The organism is uncultured Campylobacter sp., assembly GCF_938002845.1.
Classification (GTDB): domain Bacteria; phylum Campylobacterota; class Campylobacteria; order Campylobacterales; family Campylobacteraceae; genus Campylobacter_B.
Genome location: NZ_CALKZP010000032.1, coordinates 1 through 15884, shown reverse-complemented (window position 1 = coordinate 15884; position 15884 = coordinate 1). Strand labels below are relative to the sequence as shown.

The 15884-nt window shown below is 45.1% G+C and carries 19 protein-coding genes and 1 pseudogene; 6 read left to right on the top strand and 14 right to left on the bottom strand.

The genetic code is table 11. The annotated features are described in order from the left end of the window. The 14 genes and pseudogenes from Q0224_RS04490 to Q0224_RS04425 form a co-directional block, all read right to left on the bottom strand. Window positions 1–284 (bottom strand): annotated as a pseudogene (locus Q0224_RS04490) (hypothetical protein); the annotation flags it as partial. A 152-nt stretch (window positions 285–436) separates the two neighbouring features. Then, entirely contained in the window at window positions 437–766 is a 330-nt protein-coding gene (locus Q0224_RS04485) for a hypothetical protein (protein ID WP_297949446.1), read from the bottom strand. 50 nt (window positions 767–816) lie between these two features. Continuing rightward, window positions 817–2178, bottom strand: coding sequence for a hypothetical protein (locus Q0224_RS04480; protein WP_297949444.1), 1362 nt, complete (start codon window positions 2176–2178; stop codon window positions 817–819). Further along, complete coding sequence (locus tag Q0224_RS04475) at window positions 2178–3191, bottom strand: hypothetical protein (protein ID WP_297949442.1); 1014 nt, start codon at window positions 3189–3191, stop codon at window positions 2178–2180. Before Q0224_RS04475 ends, Q0224_RS04480 begins: the two co-directional genes overlap by 1 nt. Before the next feature lie 8 nt (window positions 3192–3199). After that, window positions 3200–4162 (bottom strand): hypothetical protein, encoded by a 963-nt coding sequence (locus Q0224_RS04470; protein WP_297949440.1) that lies wholly within the window; start codon window positions 4160–4162, stop codon window positions 3200–3202. Then, window positions 4162–5181, bottom strand: coding sequence for a hypothetical protein (locus Q0224_RS04465; RefSeq protein ID WP_297949438.1), 1020 nt, complete (start codon window positions 5179–5181; stop codon window positions 4162–4164). Before Q0224_RS04465 ends, Q0224_RS04470 begins: the two co-directional genes overlap by 1 nt. Then, window positions 5175–7013, bottom strand: coding sequence for a hypothetical protein (locus Q0224_RS04460; protein WP_297949436.1), 1839 nt, complete (start codon window positions 7011–7013; stop codon window positions 5175–5177). Before Q0224_RS04460 ends, Q0224_RS04465 begins: the two co-directional genes overlap by 7 nt. Beyond that, on the bottom strand, window positions 7010–7471 hold the full coding sequence (locus Q0224_RS04455) for a hypothetical protein (RefSeq protein WP_297949434.1): 462 nt from the start codon (window positions 7469–7471) through the stop codon (window positions 7010–7012). The genes Q0224_RS04460 and Q0224_RS04455 overlap by 4 nt, the downstream gene beginning before the upstream one ends. Further along, window positions 7471–8073, bottom strand: a complete 603-nt coding sequence (locus Q0224_RS04450) for a hypothetical protein (protein WP_297949432.1) — start codon at window positions 8071–8073, stop codon at window positions 7471–7473. Before Q0224_RS04450 ends, Q0224_RS04455 begins: the two co-directional genes overlap by 1 nt. Next, window positions 8070–8444, bottom strand: coding sequence for a hypothetical protein (locus Q0224_RS04445; protein WP_297904401.1), 375 nt, complete (start codon window positions 8442–8444; stop codon window positions 8070–8072). The genes Q0224_RS04450 and Q0224_RS04445 overlap by 4 nt, the downstream gene beginning before the upstream one ends. Then, window positions 8444–8620, bottom strand: coding sequence for a hypothetical protein (locus Q0224_RS04440; RefSeq protein ID WP_297949430.1), 177 nt, complete (start codon window positions 8618–8620; stop codon window positions 8444–8446). Before Q0224_RS04440 ends, Q0224_RS04445 begins: the two co-directional genes overlap by 1 nt. Window positions 8621–8629: 9 nt before the next feature. Further along, window positions 8630–9331 (bottom strand): hypothetical protein, encoded by a 702-nt coding sequence (locus tag Q0224_RS04435; RefSeq protein WP_297949428.1) that lies wholly within the window; start codon window positions 9329–9331, stop codon window positions 8630–8632. Continuing rightward, window positions 9332–10243 carry a DUF5309 family protein gene (locus Q0224_RS04430; RefSeq protein ID WP_297904409.1) on the bottom strand — a complete coding sequence of 304 codons (912 nt, stop codon included), beginning with the start codon at window positions 10241–10243 and terminating at the stop codon, window positions 9332–9334. Between the two features lie 68 nt (window positions 10244–10311). Then, window positions 10312–10545, bottom strand: coding sequence for a hypothetical protein (locus tag Q0224_RS04425; protein ID WP_297904412.1), 234 nt, complete (start codon window positions 10543–10545; stop codon window positions 10312–10314). Window positions 10546–10758: 213 nt separating this feature from the next. Here Q0224_RS04425 and Q0224_RS04420 point away from each other — a divergent pair, with 213 nt between their 5' ends. The 6 genes from Q0224_RS04420 to Q0224_RS04395 all read left to right on the top strand — a co-directional run. Then, a complete protein-coding gene (locus tag Q0224_RS04420) occupies window positions 10759–12321 on the top strand; it encodes an inorganic phosphate transporter (RefSeq protein ID WP_297949426.1) in 1563 nt (520 codons plus the stop codon). Between the two features lie 219 nt (window positions 12322–12540). Beyond that, entirely contained in the window at window positions 12541–13299 is a 759-nt protein-coding gene (locus tag Q0224_RS04415; protein ID WP_297949425.1) for an AzlC family ABC transporter permease, read from the top strand. Next, window positions 13299–13646, top strand: a complete 348-nt coding sequence (locus Q0224_RS04410) for an AzlD domain-containing protein (RefSeq protein ID WP_297949424.1) — start codon at window positions 13299–13301, stop codon at window positions 13644–13646. Before Q0224_RS04415 ends, Q0224_RS04410 begins: the two co-directional genes overlap by 1 nt. Before the next feature lie 69 nt (window positions 13647–13715). Beyond that, a complete protein-coding gene (locus tag Q0224_RS04405; protein WP_297949423.1) occupies window positions 13716–15068 on the top strand; it encodes a coproporphyrinogen III oxidase family protein in 1353 nt (450 codons plus the stop codon). 131 nt (window positions 15069–15199) lie between these two features. Further along, window positions 15200–15553 (top strand): hypothetical protein, encoded by a 354-nt coding sequence (locus tag Q0224_RS04400; protein WP_297949422.1) that lies wholly within the window; start codon window positions 15200–15202, stop codon window positions 15551–15553. Window positions 15554–15635: 82 nt separating this feature from the next. Continuing rightward, on the top strand, window positions 15636–15884 hold a 249-nt coding region (locus tag Q0224_RS04395), incomplete at its 3' end, for an Imm53 family immunity protein (RefSeq protein WP_297949420.1).

Genomic DNA, 15884 nt, shown 5'->3' with positions numbered 1-15884 from the left:
CAGACAAATTTTTCAGCCCAATTTTTCACGGCGTCAGCGCCTATCCAAGCAGAAAAGCCACCTACTGCTAAGGCAAATCTAGAGTTTTGAGTTAGATAAAGCGTAAACTCCGCGCCAAAATAGCACAGAGTAATCGAGCTTAAAAACCCCGAAAGAAAGGCTATTACGTAAGCTAATTTACTCTTGCGCTTCTTACTCATCGTTTTTAAAAAGGTGATCGCAGCAGCTAGCACCACCAAGCAAGCCCAATAAATTTTATCAAACAAGCTATTTAGATCGTTCATTTAGTTTCCTTATGCTTTCTAGATTAATCGCGCACTTCGCGTAAGCCTCGTATAGATCTAGCATTAGCTCCGCGGCGTCTGCTTGGTTACGGATAGTGCGGTTCGCGTCTATGCGCGGCACGGTTAATAGATACTGCGGCACAGAAACGCGGCTAGGGGCGCTCGCGCAGCCGCTCAAGCACAAAATTAGCGCTAGCGTTAAGCTCGCCTGAAATCTCATCCTTGCCCCCTTTCTTGGCCTTTGAAGCTATTTGCCTCTTGATTTGAGCCAAATCCTTGCTTAGCGCGTCTTTTTGCTGCGCGGCTTGCGAGATTTGCTCCATCTGCTTATCTTTTTGCTCGCCTTGCTGCTTTAGTGCTTCGATCTGCGCTTTTTGAGCCAAAATCTCAGCTTCCAGCTTGCTTGCTTGCCAAGATTGAAACTTTAGCGCGCCTATTAGCAGCGCGATCACCGCAGCAAAGATCATATAAATCTTAAACATCATCTATCCTTTAGCCGTAGTTTGGCAAAATTCGGATAGTTTTTAAAGCTTTAAAAATCAAATTTGATTAATTTGCCGAAGTTGTTATTAAAGTTAAGCGAGTAAAACACAATGCTTCTTTCCCCACCTTTCCAAGATCTGGCGTAGCTTAGAGCCGTCAGATTTGAAAGAGCGTGAGGGAGCAAAAACCGCCTATTACGCAGAAAGCTTTTTATCCCCAAATCCCCGTCATCGCTATTATTTAGGCAAAAATCATCATCAAAGCCATATCCTAGCTCGATACTTCCACTCATCTTTCCTGCCGTTATATCTCCTGCGTATTCGCCGATAGTTTTTAAATAATGCCCGCGATAGCCCGCTTCTTTGATATATTCTTTTATCTGTGGATCATCCATCACGTCGCGCAATAGATAGTCGTATTTGATATTTCCGTTCCACCCTGCCACAAAGGGCATAAGATACTCTCTTAAGCTCGTAGCGCTTGCGATATGATTTATCCTGCGCCCATATATCCGCCACACGCTATAGCGCGAGCCGTTTTTTATCGCGATAGAGCAAAGCACGGGGTTAAAGTTTAGCTTTTGCGCGCTCATATCAAAGTTAGCGCGTAAAACAAAGCGCCCCTGCTTATTACAAAGCCAAAAGCGCTTATGAGAATAAACTAAATCAAACTTATATGTACGGATAAATTTTAAGCTCTCGCCCGAGCTCAAATCGTCCGAATAAATTATCTGCCCCTGCCTGATAAAAGCTAGCTTGCGAGCGCTTAGATCGTAATTTATGAGCCAGATAGCCCCGCCGTAAAAGCTCATTTTATAGTTTGGATAGGGAGCTAAAGCAAGCCTAAGCGTTTGCGTATGCTTTAGTGCTGCGTTAAATATCAGCACATAAAAGCCGTCATTAGGGTTTTGCTTCTCGTAATTACGCCAATCATAAGTGCCTGCGTTATCTCCAAAGCCTAGATTTACAATCTGCTCATCATTATTAGCACCTATGGCTAAGCCTGCCCCGTCCGCTCCGCAAATAGCAAACTTATCCGCACCTACGAAAAATCCAAAAGGCACAAGCACGGCTCTATCGCCATAAAAATCGCCATTGTAAAAATCATATACCCCATCAAGGCGCAAGGAGTTTAGCGGCGGACTGATAGTAAGATCAAATAGCTTCTCATCCTGCGCGCGGCGAAATTCAGGATAAAAACCCATTTGAGCCGTAAGAGAGTCAAGATTGTAGCTTACTTCGCCTCCGCCTTTGCGGAATAGATCGAGCTTGTCGCCTATTTCGATATTCTGTCCGTAGCGGTCTTTAAAGGTTACTTCATCTATCGCAAGCTCTAGGTTTGCTCCTGCGATGATCTCTGCTATTTCCAAATCCCTAAGATAGGGCTCGGAATATGGAATTTTAACATCCATTACTCAGCAAGGCTTAGATCAAGCGCGAATGTTTTGCCGTCCATCTTTATGAGGCTAAACTTAACATAAGCATCAAGCGGCCTAATATCACTTATGCGGCAAAGAGGAGTGATAGAGGAGGCAAAGCTTAGCGTGTGTCCGCCCGTCTTTAAGATAATGTCGTATTTGCGCCCCTCCACGATAGATTTTAATGTAAACTCGGTGTTTTCTTTAATCTCGGTAAAGATTAAAGTATCCTCTCCTAGACTTAGCCCACCGGCATACGCAAGCGTTTTAATGCTTAAGGGCGCAGGCTCAGGGGCGGCTGGAATATCTGCAAAGATTAGCTTTTTGCCGTCGGATTTAAGAAATTTATCCGCTTCATAAGCGCTTGGGGTATCGTTTAGAGCAAGAAAGCTTTTAGCTCCTCCCCCTCCTCCTATTAGCGGGATAGCGCGCGACCAAGCCCCGTTTTTGTAGATACCAAAATATTTATCGTCATCTTGATATTCGCTATGCCAAGAGATGCCATCAGGACTAAATCTAAAGGCTAAATCTGCGGTAAACTTAGGATTAGGTAGGCGCACGCTATCTTCATACTCTCCTAAAAGCTCCTTTTCTTTAGAGCTAAAAGAGCTTATACCTAGGGCATATAGCGTTTGATAGACCGCTACTAAGGCAAGAGCTTCATCAATATCTAGCTCTTCGCCCACTACGGGATATGCGGGCTTTCTAATGTCAAAATCATCATTTAGATTTCGCACTATATCGCTTCCTTGCCCCTTAGTTACTAAAAGCTTAATCGGGGTTTGAGATATGCAAAGTCCTAGCATAGAGGAGTAAAGATTGCTTAAAATAATCTCGCGCGTTACGGCAGAGAATGCGTGGCGAAATTTTAGCTTTCCTTGCTCGTCATAGACCTCATAATTGTTTTTTATCTGATCGTCGCTTACGGCATACTTTGATACGATATCGCTTTTAGCGTTAAACTTTAGCGCCTCGTTAATGAAATTTAGTGCGTAGTTAGTTGTCATTGCCTCTCCTATCTGATTATTGAGCCCGTTACCTGCATCGCAGTAACATCTATATCTTTTTGCGCTTCGATCTTTTTAATCTGCACCTGCGTAGCTAGTGAGCTTGCGACCGCCCCTGCTTGTTGATTTCGCAAATATGCCTCCTCTTTTAACACCTGCACTTGAGCGCCTGCTTGTTCTACTTGGGCTTTGGTTCTATCTCGCTCCAGCACGTATCGCTTGCGATCAAGGGCTAGGCTTTCTCTGCGAATTTCTAACTCCTGCTTTTTTAGCTCCAGTTCGTTTTTAGAAATCTCTAGCTCTTGCTTTTTGATATCTAGCTCGGCCTGAGCGATCTGCATCTGCACGCGCTTTAGCTCTAGCTCCAGCTGCTTAATCGGAAGTTCCAGCCTCCTAATCTCAAGCTCGATTTTTTTAATCTCAAGTTCGGCTGCGGCAAGGTCTGCTTGGGCTTGCTTATATTTTAGCTCCGCTTCTATCATACGCGCCTTATAGTCGCGCTCTATGCCTAAAATCTCGCCTTCTATGCCTAAATTATGCGTTTGAGCCGCATTCTTAGCCGTATCAGAGGCGATATTTTTAATCTGCTCTTTAAGCTGCGCGTCTTTATTGTCGCGCTCGATTATTGCGATTTCAGTTTCAGCCTTAATCTTTTCAATCTGATAAGGGCTCATAGCCTCTTTGGTTTGAGCTTCTGCGATTTCGCTTCTAGCTTGAGCGTCTTTTAGATCGATTTCTAAAGCGATCTGCGCGGCGTTTTGTAAAATTTGATTGACGCACTGAGTAGCAAAGCCACTTAAAAAATCGGCGCGATATTTCATCTTTTCATCATCGCTTAGGCTGGTCGCATTATCTAAATACACATCAAATTTTGCCCTGATATTTTCAAATATCGAATATCCCTCATTGGTTATCTCATCGCTTGAAACATATATTACTCTGCGATATAGCTCCTCTTTAAATTGCGCCATTATCTAATTCCTCCGCTTAAAACTATGCTTTGCCCGTCGCTAGCGATGAGATCGTCTATGCCATCAAAGCTAATAAAGCCGTCTTTAACCTCTGCACTAACGCTAGTGGGCAGAAACAGATAGGTTATGCCCTCGTTAAAAAGCATATTAAAAACTGCGTCTGCATTTAAAACCGAGTTTACTATTACGGGATTGTCAGCCCTAAATTTTAAGGTATGAGCCCCGTCGCCACTTACACTTTTATCGGTTAGCTCCGCGCTTTTGCTTAGCCCTTTTTTGCTTATGTAGCTTGCACGCAGCCCAAACCCTGCGCCTCCGGGGAAAGATCCAACGACGCGATAAATATCCTCTACGCTTTGCTGCCTTTCTTGCTTAGAGGTAAGCTTACCTTTTACGTTGCCTACCCCGCCCCAGCCTATGATGGCATAATTTGCGCTATTGCTAAAATGACGCCTAAGGCTCTTAACCTCTCTAAAAAATAGCCCGCTTAAAGCTCGTCTAGTAATCGTAGCTTCTTTATTTTTGCCCTCTTGCTTGCCTAAGAGCCTAAAGCTATCACCGCTTACACTGATTTCGCTTTTTCCCTCGTAGGCTTTATTATCCCAAAATCTAGTGCGAGCAGAAAAGCTAGGGTTGGCGACGCGCCCCGTTAGCTTGGCTTCTATTAGGGCGAAACTAAGCGGATAATTTTCATTTAAAAGAGGCGTAGCGCTAAACTTAAAGTTAGCAGTAGAGTTTAGATTGCTTCTTAGACTTAGAAAATAGGTATCGGGCTCGTCTAACTCGCTTGGCTGCAGATCTAAAATTTGAATAAACTTTTCATCGGCAAAAACTTTATTTCCAAGATCTAGCGAAAATATATCCTCTTTTACCTCTCCCCCTTTTACCATAGCGCCTAGCTTGCCATCTTTTAAAAATAACAAAGCGTCCACCCCACGAAAGGCGTAGGTATATACGTCGCTAGCCTCCAAGCTCTTATCGGTCGTGGTTATCTGTGCAAGCAGGCTATTTCTTACCATTGCGCCCCCTCCTCTTTGCTAGGATAATTTTTTGTTTTTACGCTTGCGCCGATAATAGCAAGCTTCATAGGGTGAGCCGCGTCGTAGTAGCTATCAGCTCCTGCGCTAGAGGTATCGGCTCCGATCGCATAGCGCGAATAATTCCCCATAGCTAAAAGCTTTTTTAACTCCTCTTCTTCCCACCAGATCATATATTCACAATCCTGCTCTACCGGCTTTAGGGTTGTGCCGTTGATATTTATCTTTCCACCATAGTAAAAGCTTATTTCATTCTCGCCTATTTTAGCGGGGATGCCGTTATCATTTAAGATTCTGCCTAAGTATTTTGCCATATCACTTCCATAAACGCTGCCATAAGCAAAATATTTTGGAGCTGAGGCAAGCTTTAGCGTGATCTGCCTTGCCCCCTCGCAACTAGCACCTAGGATATTTTTTATCTTCATATAATTTAATGCAGGAGCGGTCGCAAGCTTCTCGCCACTAAACGCCTCATAGGTTTCAGCCTCGCTAAACTCGCTTGCTTTACCGCGTCCTCTCTCATCAGCCCATCTTTGCAAAAAAGCCTTTTCATCTGCGGCTAGATTATCGGCTGCGGGCTTTAGCTTAAATTTTACAAAGTGGTTATTTCCTTGCTTGGAATATTCCGGCTTTATGTAATTATCATAAATGCCTTTTTTATCCGCCTTATTTAAGGCTCGCCATCCATCCGTTCTAAACGCTCCGCTGCTTTTGCCTCCGCTTTTAGTGGAGCTTGCAACGTCAGCAGGATTAATTTTTTCATATTGTTTTTTATGTGTATCTTTTTTGCCTGGATCTTCGCCGCCCCACGGCTCTTTTTCTTTAGGCATAATTAAGTTTTCTTTCTTTAACTCGTCCATCTCTTTTTTGGTTTGTTCGTAGCAACCAAAAAAGCGCGCGATAAACAAAGACAGCTTTTCAGCTAGGCAGTATTTTTTGCTAGAAAAATCCAAGCTCCACCAAAACTCATAAGCCCTCATCCCCTCTTTGGCGTTTTGTGGCATATGATATTCACCAATGCCCTTTTCGCTGCTCCACTCTTTTATGCCGCCATAATCTTTAACTTCGTCTTCAAGGCTAGGGATTATATCGCCAAAGCTATTTATGAAGCGCCCTAGAGGCACTCCTTGCAGATAATAACTCCAGCTGCTTTGGTTGTCGCGCACACCTTTAATGGGGGCGAATTCATTAAGCCTTAAGAGCAGATCCTTTGTGCTCTCAAAATTTACGAAAAAGTTTCCGCCTCCGCCTATATCATTGCCTATCTCATCTCTGCCTGCGCGAGCGTAATTTTTGATCGGATTAAACGCGGCTATGCTAGCACCTTTAAATTTAGCGATATTGATTTTTCCCTCTGAATATTCTAAGATATTTTTTAGCGTGCGAAAATCATCATCGCCGTTTTTAACGCGGTAAAGAAAGGCGCTTTGGATAACTAGCCCCTCCGCGCTACGAAAGCCTAACTCGTTTTGTGCGGCATTTAGCGCATAGGTATCGCGAGTTCTTGGATGATCTAACGCATAAAGGCTATATTCGCCCACGCAGCCTTTGTATTCGGTAGGGGCTAAAGAGATAAACTTATTCTCGTCGTAGTGGAAGCGAGCTATGACGTTGTTGCCTCCCGCATCATACCACTTAGAATAATCCGCCTCGCAGTAAGCGTGGTTACCCTCATAGAATTGCTGTCCGTTAGGCATCTTATTTACGTATAGTCGCGTATCTGTGATATGCACCGCGCCGCCTAGGTTTAGCTCTCTTTTAGCATTTGCTTCGCTGCAGTAAGGCTCAAAGTTTAGTAATAAATTATCGCTCATACTATGTCAAAAAATCCTATAAGGTTGAGCCTTAGCTCATCTCCGCTAATCTCGCAAGTAATAGAGCGGTCTTTTAGCGTCGCATTCGCGCCGTAAATCACACTTTTTGGAAGCGGGGCGTCGTTAGGCAGGCTTAAAATTACGCTTCCTTTTTGCACCGCTGAGCTTATCTTACACGATATGAGCCCAAGCCCGCTAAACATATCCACCCATAAGCTGGCGTCTTGCGCGCTTATACCGCTTGCAGGGCTTAGCTCAAACTTCTTTAATCTCTCAAAAAGAGAAAGATTGCCTAGCGCGGCATCCACCTTTTGCTTTAGAGATTTTAGCTCCTCTTTTGTAGCGAAGTTTTCGGTATCGGGGCTAAGCCCACTTTGGATTAACGTTACGAGTTCTTTAAAATTTGAATCCACCTCATAAGAGGTTAGAGGCGCACCCTTGTCTTTTCTATATATCATCACTCATCCTTAGCGATTGCGGCGACTTCGGTATTATCAAGTCCGTTTAGCCCGTTTTTATCCAGTTTGATTTGTGGAGCATAGGTCATTGAAACGCCGTTTGCGCCCATATATTTCATCACTGCCGTAGCTATTGCAGATAGAGCGGTTTCGTTTAACGAGCCGCTATTTAACGCAGCGATAATTGCATCCGCCCCCTCTTTGCTATTTAAATAATTCTTTACCAGCCCCTCTAAAGAGCCCTCATCCGCTCCGCTTTTAATCTCTATGATCTGAGAGCTCGTTTGCAAAGCCTGCATAGTAGCGCTAGAAAAAGCAAAATATAGCTTTGCACTCTCTAACACTAGGATTTGGACATAATATAAATAGCGGTATTTGCCCCCTGCGGTATTTGCCGGGTCTGCTTGCATTAGCTCCAGCCACGGAAGCACCCTATCTTCTATAAGATTGCCTCTTTTAGGATGAGAGGCGCGCTGCATAGTAAGATCGAGCCTTTTTAATTTCGCGTCCTGCGTAGAAAAAGAGGGAGGGGGCGCTATGATATCTCCTCCACCTCCTCCTCCGTCCGGCATACGCAAAAAGCGCTTTTTAACTCCTATCATAATGAGGTTAAAAACGCCACATCGGCATAATCCGCATCCAAGCTAGCTTTGCTTACGTAGTTGGCTTCGACTTCGGCTTTGGTTAGATAATTACTCATATCTGCGCCACCTCCGCCGCCGTTTGCAAGCTCGTAGCTGCTCTGCTTCATATCGAACTTACTCTTTGTAGCGTCCGAAAAGATGATGTAGTTTTTCTTCGCGCGAGGATCGAAAAGCGCTCCGAAATAATAGGTCTTAAACTCACCACCATCTTTATTGGCGCTTAGGTTTTGGGTATTGTTTAGCTGCGCCGTAACGCTTGCGATTTGGGTCGAGATTTGAGCTGTGCTACTATCTTTGATAACATATTCAATCTTTTTAAGCAGTGCCATTATTTATCCTTCGTCTTTTTATCGCTAGCCTTTTTGGCTTCCTCTAATTTTGCGCCACAACTAGGGCAAAGAGCCTCTTTATTTGGCTCTTTCCACCTTACGCCGCTTGCGCCGCATTGTTCGCACTCAAATTCAAATTTTACGCTTGAACTATTTTTGTAAGTCTCTTTTAGCATTACTCTCTCCTATGGGATTATTCCGCCATCGCTGATCTCGGCGGTAACTTTAATTTCCGTTCGTTCACTTCCGCAGCTTATGGTTACTATGGCGTCCGTTACTACGTCTAAGGCTTTTATTATTACCTTGTTTCCATCTACTCTTACACCTACGGCAGCGCTAGAGCTTTGCGCCAAAATAGTGCCGCCGCCTGCGTTGTCGATAGTGATCTCTTTTTCGTCGCCTACGGCTAGCAATATCGTCTTTAATATCGGGGCAAGTCCACCTCCCGGCAAAGGGTTAGGTTTTCCTTGCGCTACGTAAAAATACGCGTTTAAGAAGCGGTATGTTTTACGAAAGACTACATTGCTGTCATATATCGCGATGATCTCCTCCGCTTTGCTTTTGAAAGCATCCTTTTTTGCGTTGCTTAGCTCCGAGCATAGAAAGTATACGACGGCAAGGCAAAGCTCCTCCTCCATATCGATATTTGCTTCATCGCTCATATCTACTACGGGATAACGTAGCCAATAATCCTGCGAAATTCTGCGGTAGTATTTGAGTAGATGGGACAAGCTTTTTTCATAAACAATATGCGTGCGAGGTTTGGTGCGGAGCAGGACGTTTAATAAAGCCTCCTTTAAAAGCTCCGCGCTAAGCTCATTTGCGAAGTCTTTATTGTCGCCTTTGAGCTTTTGCTTCAGCAGCGCTTTTAGCTCCGCGATTTTCATCTATTGCAGCTTTTCGGCGCACGCAAGAGAAAACGGATCGGCTACTTCGAGCGTGCAGTCCGTATAGTAGAGTTTGGCATCGGCGGTTTTAGATGTCGGGAAGTCTTTAACTTGAGTATCGTCCAGATATCTAAGCGCGCAATCGCTAAAATCGCCTACTAGGATTTTATCTTTAAGTTTGGCGTCTGAAAATAGCGGGTGAATAATAATATCTACCTCACCAAAATCGGTCATAATGCGATCGATAGGCAGATTTAACGTGCGATCAGTTACGGCTACGCGAAGCGCACTATTAGCCGCTACCCAGTCGTTTACCTTGCGCTTTAGAGCACTAGACATAAAGACTTTAAATTTATGATCGGTCACGCCACTATTAGCCCACACCGGCTCAATCGTAGCATTTAGAAGCTCAAGCGTAAATGCTCCTCCCGCAGAGTTACGATTTGCAGTAGGGATAAAGTTAAAAAATCCAGCCATTTTCGAGCTATCGGTATCGTTTGCCGCATAAACATAATCATCAAATACAGTAGTGTGATTAAGTCCTAGCAAGGCATACTCAATGTCTTTCATATGCTCTTTGCCGACTTTTTCAAGTTGTCTAGCCCACTCATCTCCTGTATATTGCTCGATAGATCTCTTTCGCCAGCTCATCGAAACTTCGTTTTTTAGGATTTGAGTTGCGTTAGTTAGCTTCTTTTTGGTATCTGTGCCTAACCCCGCGATACCTGATACTTCAGGGTTGGCGTTATCTTTAGCTTTGGCATATTCATCGGTATACCAACTATGAAGCGTGTTGCTTATGCCTTCGCTTTTTAACATCGAAACGATAGGCGCGGTTGCGATACCGCCCATCGTAAGAAGCGATCTGACGGAGGGTTTATCCGCGACTGTGTTTTGATAAGAGGTAAGCATTTAAAATCTCCCGTTTTAAATTTTTCTCAATTTTTACGAAAAACGGGGGATTTTTAAAGGGGCAAATGCTAATTCCTACCCCTTGTTTTTATGCGGGCTTCATCCGCTCGCTTAAAAATATCCGCTTCGCTTATCTCGCTTCGCGCCTCCATAGCTCCAACGTCATCGAAGCTTGCCGTATCGCAAACCCATACCCCTCCCTGCTTTCGTGAGTTATATTCCACTTCGCCGTTTAAGTAGTCCACGGCATCTACATCTACCCACTGCCCGCAGATAAAGGCTCTCATTTTTTCTACTTTCATATTGTGCCTTTTGTGTCAAATTTGTGTCATTTTTTTGCACTTATGTGATAAAAATAAGTGCACTTCGGGGGTAAGTTTGAGATGAGTAAAAACGCTCCCCGACAGCTAAATCACGATATTTGCACGCTTAAGCATTCCCTCGCTTCCTCCGCCCCAAATTTAGTGGGGATTAAGGCGCGTGTGGTAAAATTTCGCGGATTTTAAGGGAGAGCTATGAAATCTAGCAAGATAAGTCTCATTTTCTACGGCATATTCTGCGGCGTAACAATCTATTTTCTTATCTGGGGATTCGGTTTTATAGGAAGCGGCGATAAAATGCTATTTTTAGTTTCGGTATTTTTGGGCATCTTTATGGCCTTTAATATCGGCGGAAACGACGTGGCGAATTCCTTCGGCACCAGCGTCGGAAGCGGCACTCTTAGCATCGCGCAAGCCCTTTGTATCGCGGCGGTATTTGAAGCAAGCGGCGCAGTAATCGCAGGCGGCGAAGTAACCTCGACGATTCGCAGCGGTATAATCGATCTTAGCAAAATGGACGTACATCCGAGAGATTTTATCTACGTAATGATGAGCGCACTTTTTGCGGCGGGCGCATGGCTGCTTTTTGCCAGCAGAAAGGGTTTGCCCGTATCTACTACGCATGCGATCATCGGCGGTATCGTGGGCTCGGGGCTTACGCTAGGCGCCCTGCTTAATACCGCAGAGGCTTCCGCGTTGTGGCTCGTGCAGTGGGATAAGATCGGCAAAATAGCGATCTCTTGGGTACTCTCGCCGATTTTGGGCGGAGTGATCTCCTTTGGAATTTTCTGGCTCATCAAACATTACATTTTGGATTACAACCGCTACGCTCAAATAAAGATCGACCGCATAAAGCGCGAAAAAAAATCCCTCCGCAAGCTGCATAAAAAGACCTTCGAGACTCTGGACGACATTCAAAAGATCGCCTACGCAGAGGCGCTAAATCACGATATCTACGCGATGCGCGATCCAGATTTCGACCCAAGCGAGCTTGATAGCGAGTATTATAAAAAAGTGATCGAGCTTGATGCGAAAAAAGAGAAGCTCAAATCCCACAAGGCCCTAGAGTACGGGATCCCCGCCGTAGCGGGTATCGGAGCTTTCGTAATCTCGGCGATGCTGATATTTAAGGGGCTGCATAATCTAAATTTCGGACTTACGAATTTTTACAACTACCTCATCATCGGTATGTCGACGCTAATTACTTGGCTTTTGATGTTTATTTTCGCTAAAACCCTGCGCCGCTCAAATTTAAACAAATCCGCGTTTTTGATGTTTAGCTGGCTACAGGTACTCACCGCTAGCGGATTTGCATTTTCTCACGGCAGCAACGACATCGCAAACGCCGTGGGTCCGTTCGCCGCCATCATCGATACGATGGCTACGAATAGTATCAATCCTTCCACTCCCGTGCCGCAGCAGATTATGATAATGTTCGCAGTAGCCCTCATAGCGGGGCTTTGGTTCATCGGCAAAGAGGTGATCGCCACCGTAGGCACAAATCTTACAAAAATCCACCCCGCCTCGGGCTTTAGCGCCGAGCTCGCAAGCGCCGTCGTCGTCATGGCGGCATCGGTACTGGGGCTTCCGATCTCCTCGACCCACGTGCTAATCGGCGCGATTTTAGGCATCGGCTTGGTAAATCACAGCACGAACTGGTCGCTGATGAAGCCGATCGGGCTAGCGTGGATCATCACCCTGCCCGTCTCGGCGCTACTTTCGGCGTTTGCATTCGTGCTTTTGCGCCACGTATTTTAGGCTAAATTTAAAGATCCGCTCCCTTAAATTTTAAAATTTCGCAAAATTCTACGCAGGCTAAATTTTAAAATTTACGGCGCCAAACCGAGTAAATTTTATAGCTCTTCTTGCGACGCATAACCGCGCAAAACCCGCTCGCAACGGCGCAGATCCCGCCTGCCGCCCTGTAAAATTTAATAAAATTTTAGCTAAAATCGCGCTTTTAAATTTAGGAAAGCTATGAGTAAATTTGAAATTTTCAGATCCACCCTCGCCGTGATGATGGGCTACGTGCCGCTGGGGCTGGCGTTTGGTATCTACGGCATCAGCCAAGACCTGCCCGTATGGGCGCTGGCGCTAACCTCACTGCTAATCTACGCAGGCAGCGTGGAGTTCGTGCTGATCGCCTTCATCGCAACCCACGCCTCGCTCGTAGATACCTTCGTCGTGGCGTTTTTGCTAAATTTTCGCCATTTTTTCTATACGATGTCGCTACTGGACGAGCTGCGCTTCGTACGTCATAAAATTTACGCCGTGTATGCCCTTACCGACGAAACCTTTGCGCTGCTAAAAGCGCGCGCTTTTTTGCGCCCCGAGGAGCTTAGCGGCGAGCGACCCGTAACGCCGCAAAGACTAAAAGAGCTTGATCTGCTCTATAATCTGACCGCGGTTTTAAATCAATCCTACTGGGTTGCGGGCGTCGTTGCAGGAGCTGTTTTGGGAGCAAGCTTGAAGCTTGATTTTAGCGGAGTCGAGTTTAGTCTGACGGCGCTTTTTGCGATGCTAACCTATGAGGTTTTTAAAGCAAATCCGCAATACAAAGTGCTATTGCTAGGATTTGCCTGCGCATTTGCGGGGCTTTTTATCTTTCCTACAAAATACTTTTTATTCGGTACTCTGATTTTAGGCACTGCGGTATTGCTGCTCTTTCGTAAATACTTCGAGCGACCTTCGCGCGCGAGACGCAGATTGCGAAAATTCTTAAAAAGGAGTAGGTAGTGGAAATTTTGCCCTATATCTTTCTAGCCTCGCTCGCTACGATTTTGACGCGATTTTTGCCACTGCTGCTTTTTAAGAAAAAGACCGCGAGTCCAAGCTTATCGTATCTGCAGAAAAACTCGGGCCTTTTGATAATGGTCGTTTTGACGATCTACGCGCTTAAAACGATGCTGCCTAGCTTCTCAGGCGAGCGAGCTTTTAGCGCGGACGCGCTGCAAACGGCGACGCTGCTATCTTGCCTGATTATAGCGTTTGTCGTGCATGCTAAATTTCGCAATTCGCTCGTTACGATAGCTCTTCCTACGCTAATATATATGGCGGCGCTACGCTTTTTATTAAATTATTGATAAATTTATAAGTTAGTTTTCGATAAACTTCAAAAATTAGTTTTTAAGTTTAAAAAAGGTTAAAGTTTTATGAATTTTATCAGTCAAATGGTGCATAGCTTCGCCAAAAAATATGCCGCCGACACCATGCAAAAATCCCTCTACAACTCCCTCAGGATCGACATCACGCAAGAGAACATCGCTAAAATTCCAAACCCCGATAAAAAATATATGCTCTACATGCATGTGCCCTTTTGCCACACGTTTTGCCCGTACTGCTCCTTTCATAAATACGCCTACGAGCGCGGTACGTGCAAGGCGTATTTCTGCGCGCTACGCACCGAGATGCAGCGCACGAAGGACGCAGGCTACGACTTTGAGACGCTTTACGTAGGCGGCGGCACGACGCTAATCGACGAGGATGAGTTAGCGCGCACGCTGGAGCTTGCCAAGTCGCTTTTTAGCATCAAAGAGGTCTCGTGCGAAAGCGATCCCAACCACATCGAGCCTGAGAGCTTACTGCGATTTCGCGGGCTCATAGACCGCTTAAGCGTGGGGGTTCAGAGCTTTGATGATGATATTTTACGCAAAGCTTCGCGCTACGACAAATTCGGCTCAGGCGAAATTTTGCAAGAAAAGCTATCTCGAGCGGTCGGAATTTTACCGATTTTAAGCCTGGATCTGATCTTTAACTTTCCATTTCAAACGCGCGAAATTTTACTTCGCGACATTGAAGCGGCAAAGGCGGTAAAACCGGAGCAGATCACGCTGTATCCGCTAATGAAATCGCCTTTGATGCGCGATCAAATAGCGCGAAGTCTCGGCGTTAGCAACATAGACCGCGAAGAGGAGTTTTACTCTATCATCTGCAAGGAATTTTCTAGCTGGCACCGCAGCAACGCATGGGCTTTCGCTCGCGAAAAATCAAATATGAGCGACGAATATGTAGGCACAAACCACGAATACGTAGGCATCGGAAGCGGCGCGTTTAGCTTTTTGGGCGGCAGACTGCTCGTAAATGCGTTTAATCTCGAAGACTACGCAAGCAGAGTGCGCAAAAACGAAAGTACCGTCATCGCCACTTGCGATTTTAGCAGATCCGAGCACGCAAAATACCTCTTTTTGACCGAGCTTTTTAACGGCGAGATCGATATCGCTAAATTTAACGCCGCAAACGGTCTAAATTTGCGCCGCGAACTGGGCAGAGAGCTTAGCCTGCTGAGGCTTGCAGGAGCCGTACGAATCGAGGGCGAGATCATCCGCACGACGGAATTCGGCGCGTATTTGTGCCTTGTTTTGATGAAGGAATTTTACACCGGTATGGACAAGGTGCGCGCAGCGTTTCGCGACGATGCCAAGATCAAGCGTGCAAAACAGCTCATCATCATGGACGAAAGCGAGTCTGCCGCAACCGGCGCGGCAAAAAGCGAGATAGCGTCGTAAATTTTGCGCCAGACCGCTACTAGCGCTTGAGCACACCCGCGACTTGAGCACACCCGCGACTTGAGCGCAAATATCGTCTGGCATTTAAAACACAAACGAATTTTTGATTTCAAAATTTAGGAAACGCCGTAATGAAACGTAGAGGAATTAAACTATTCATTTTATTTCTGTTTTTTGTCCTTGTATTTGAGCTCGTCGGCAATCTTTTTAATTTCGGCCGCTTCCCGTTTCATAAGAGCTGCGAGCCGTTTATGATGATAAACCGATATGGTAGCGGCGATTCAAACGATAGGTGCATAATGCAACTTATGGATGAAAATCGAATGGCCGATCTTTTCTTATATTACTTTAAAACCAAATATAATCACGAAGAGCCATTGTCAGAGCTGGACGAAAAAGCTATAAAATTTTTAAATATTCCAAACTCGAAGATAATCACCGTAAATAAAGACGGCGTGGAAAAGAAATTTTTAATAAGCGATTAAATTTAAATAGCAAAGAAGCCCTGCTTCAATTGCAATATCAAAGCCTAACAAATCGAGAATTTTAAAATTAAAGGAGGAAACAATGAGTAATCTAAAACTCATACAAAACTGGTACGCTTCCAAATGCGACGGAGAATGGGAGCATGAATATGGCCTTATGCTAGAAACGGTCGATAATCCCGGTTGGTGGATTGAAATCGATGGCGAGAGCGGGAAAAAGCCGATCAAAATAAATATCGATAGAGATGACGAGGATTGGTTTTTCATCAATGCCACGGAAAACGAACTCAAAGGAAGTTGCGGAGCCGAAAATTTAGAGGAATTATTGGAG

Coding starts and splice junctions, on each gene's coding strand:
- Q0224_RS04485 (WP_297949446.1), bottom strand. CDS start 766: ATGTTTAAGATTTATATGATCTTTGCTGCGGTGATCGCGCTGCTAATA.
- Q0224_RS04480 (WP_297949444.1), bottom strand. CDS start 2,178: ATGGATGTTAAAATTCCATATTCCGAGCCCTATCTTAGGGATTTGGAA.
- Q0224_RS04475 (WP_297949442.1), bottom strand. CDS start 3,191: ATGACAACTAACTACGCACTAAATTTCATTAACGAGGCGCTAAAGTTT.
- Q0224_RS04470 (WP_297949440.1), bottom strand. CDS start 4,162: ATGGCGCAATTTAAAGAGGAGCTATATCGCAGAGTAATATATGTTTCA.
- Q0224_RS04465 (WP_297949438.1), bottom strand. CDS start 5,181: ATGGTAAGAAATAGCCTGCTTGCACAGATAACCACGACCGATAAGAGC.
- Q0224_RS04460 (WP_297949436.1), bottom strand. CDS start 7,013: ATGAGCGATAATTTATTACTAAACTTTGAGCCTTACTGCAGCGAAGCA.
- Q0224_RS04455 (WP_297949434.1), bottom strand. CDS start 7,471: ATGATATATAGAAAAGACAAGGGTGCGCCTCTAACCTCTTATGAGGTG.
- Q0224_RS04450 (WP_297949432.1), bottom strand. CDS start 8,073: ATGATAGGAGTTAAAAAGCGCTTTTTGCGTATGCCGGACGGAGGAGGA.
- Q0224_RS04445 (WP_297904401.1), bottom strand. CDS start 8,444: ATGGCACTGCTTAAAAAGATTGAATATGTTATCAAAGATAGTAGCACA.
- Q0224_RS04440 (WP_297949430.1), bottom strand. CDS start 8,620: ATGCTAAAAGAGACTTACAAAAATAGTTCAAGCGTAAAATTTGAATTT.
- Q0224_RS04435 (WP_297949428.1), bottom strand. CDS start 9,331: ATGAAAATCGCGGAGCTAAAAGCGCTGCTGAAGCAAAAGCTCAAAGGC.
- Q0224_RS04430 (WP_297904409.1), bottom strand. CDS start 10,243: ATGCTTACCTCTTATCAAAACACAGTCGCGGATAAACCCTCCGTCAGA.
- Q0224_RS04425 (WP_297904412.1), bottom strand. CDS start 10,545: ATGAAAGTAGAAAAAATGAGAGCCTTTATCTGCGGGCAGTGGGTAGAT.
- Q0224_RS04420 (WP_297949426.1), top strand. CDS start 10,759: ATGAAATCTAGCAAGATAAGTCTCATTTTCTACGGCATATTCTGCGGC.
- Q0224_RS04415 (WP_297949425.1), top strand. CDS start 12,541: ATGAGTAAATTTGAAATTTTCAGATCCACCCTCGCCGTGATGATGGGC.
- Q0224_RS04405 (WP_297949423.1), top strand. CDS start 13,716: ATGAATTTTATCAGTCAAATGGTGCATAGCTTCGCCAAAAAATATGCC.
- Q0224_RS04400 (WP_297949422.1), top strand. CDS start 15,200: ATGAAACGTAGAGGAATTAAACTATTCATTTTATTTCTGTTTTTTGTC.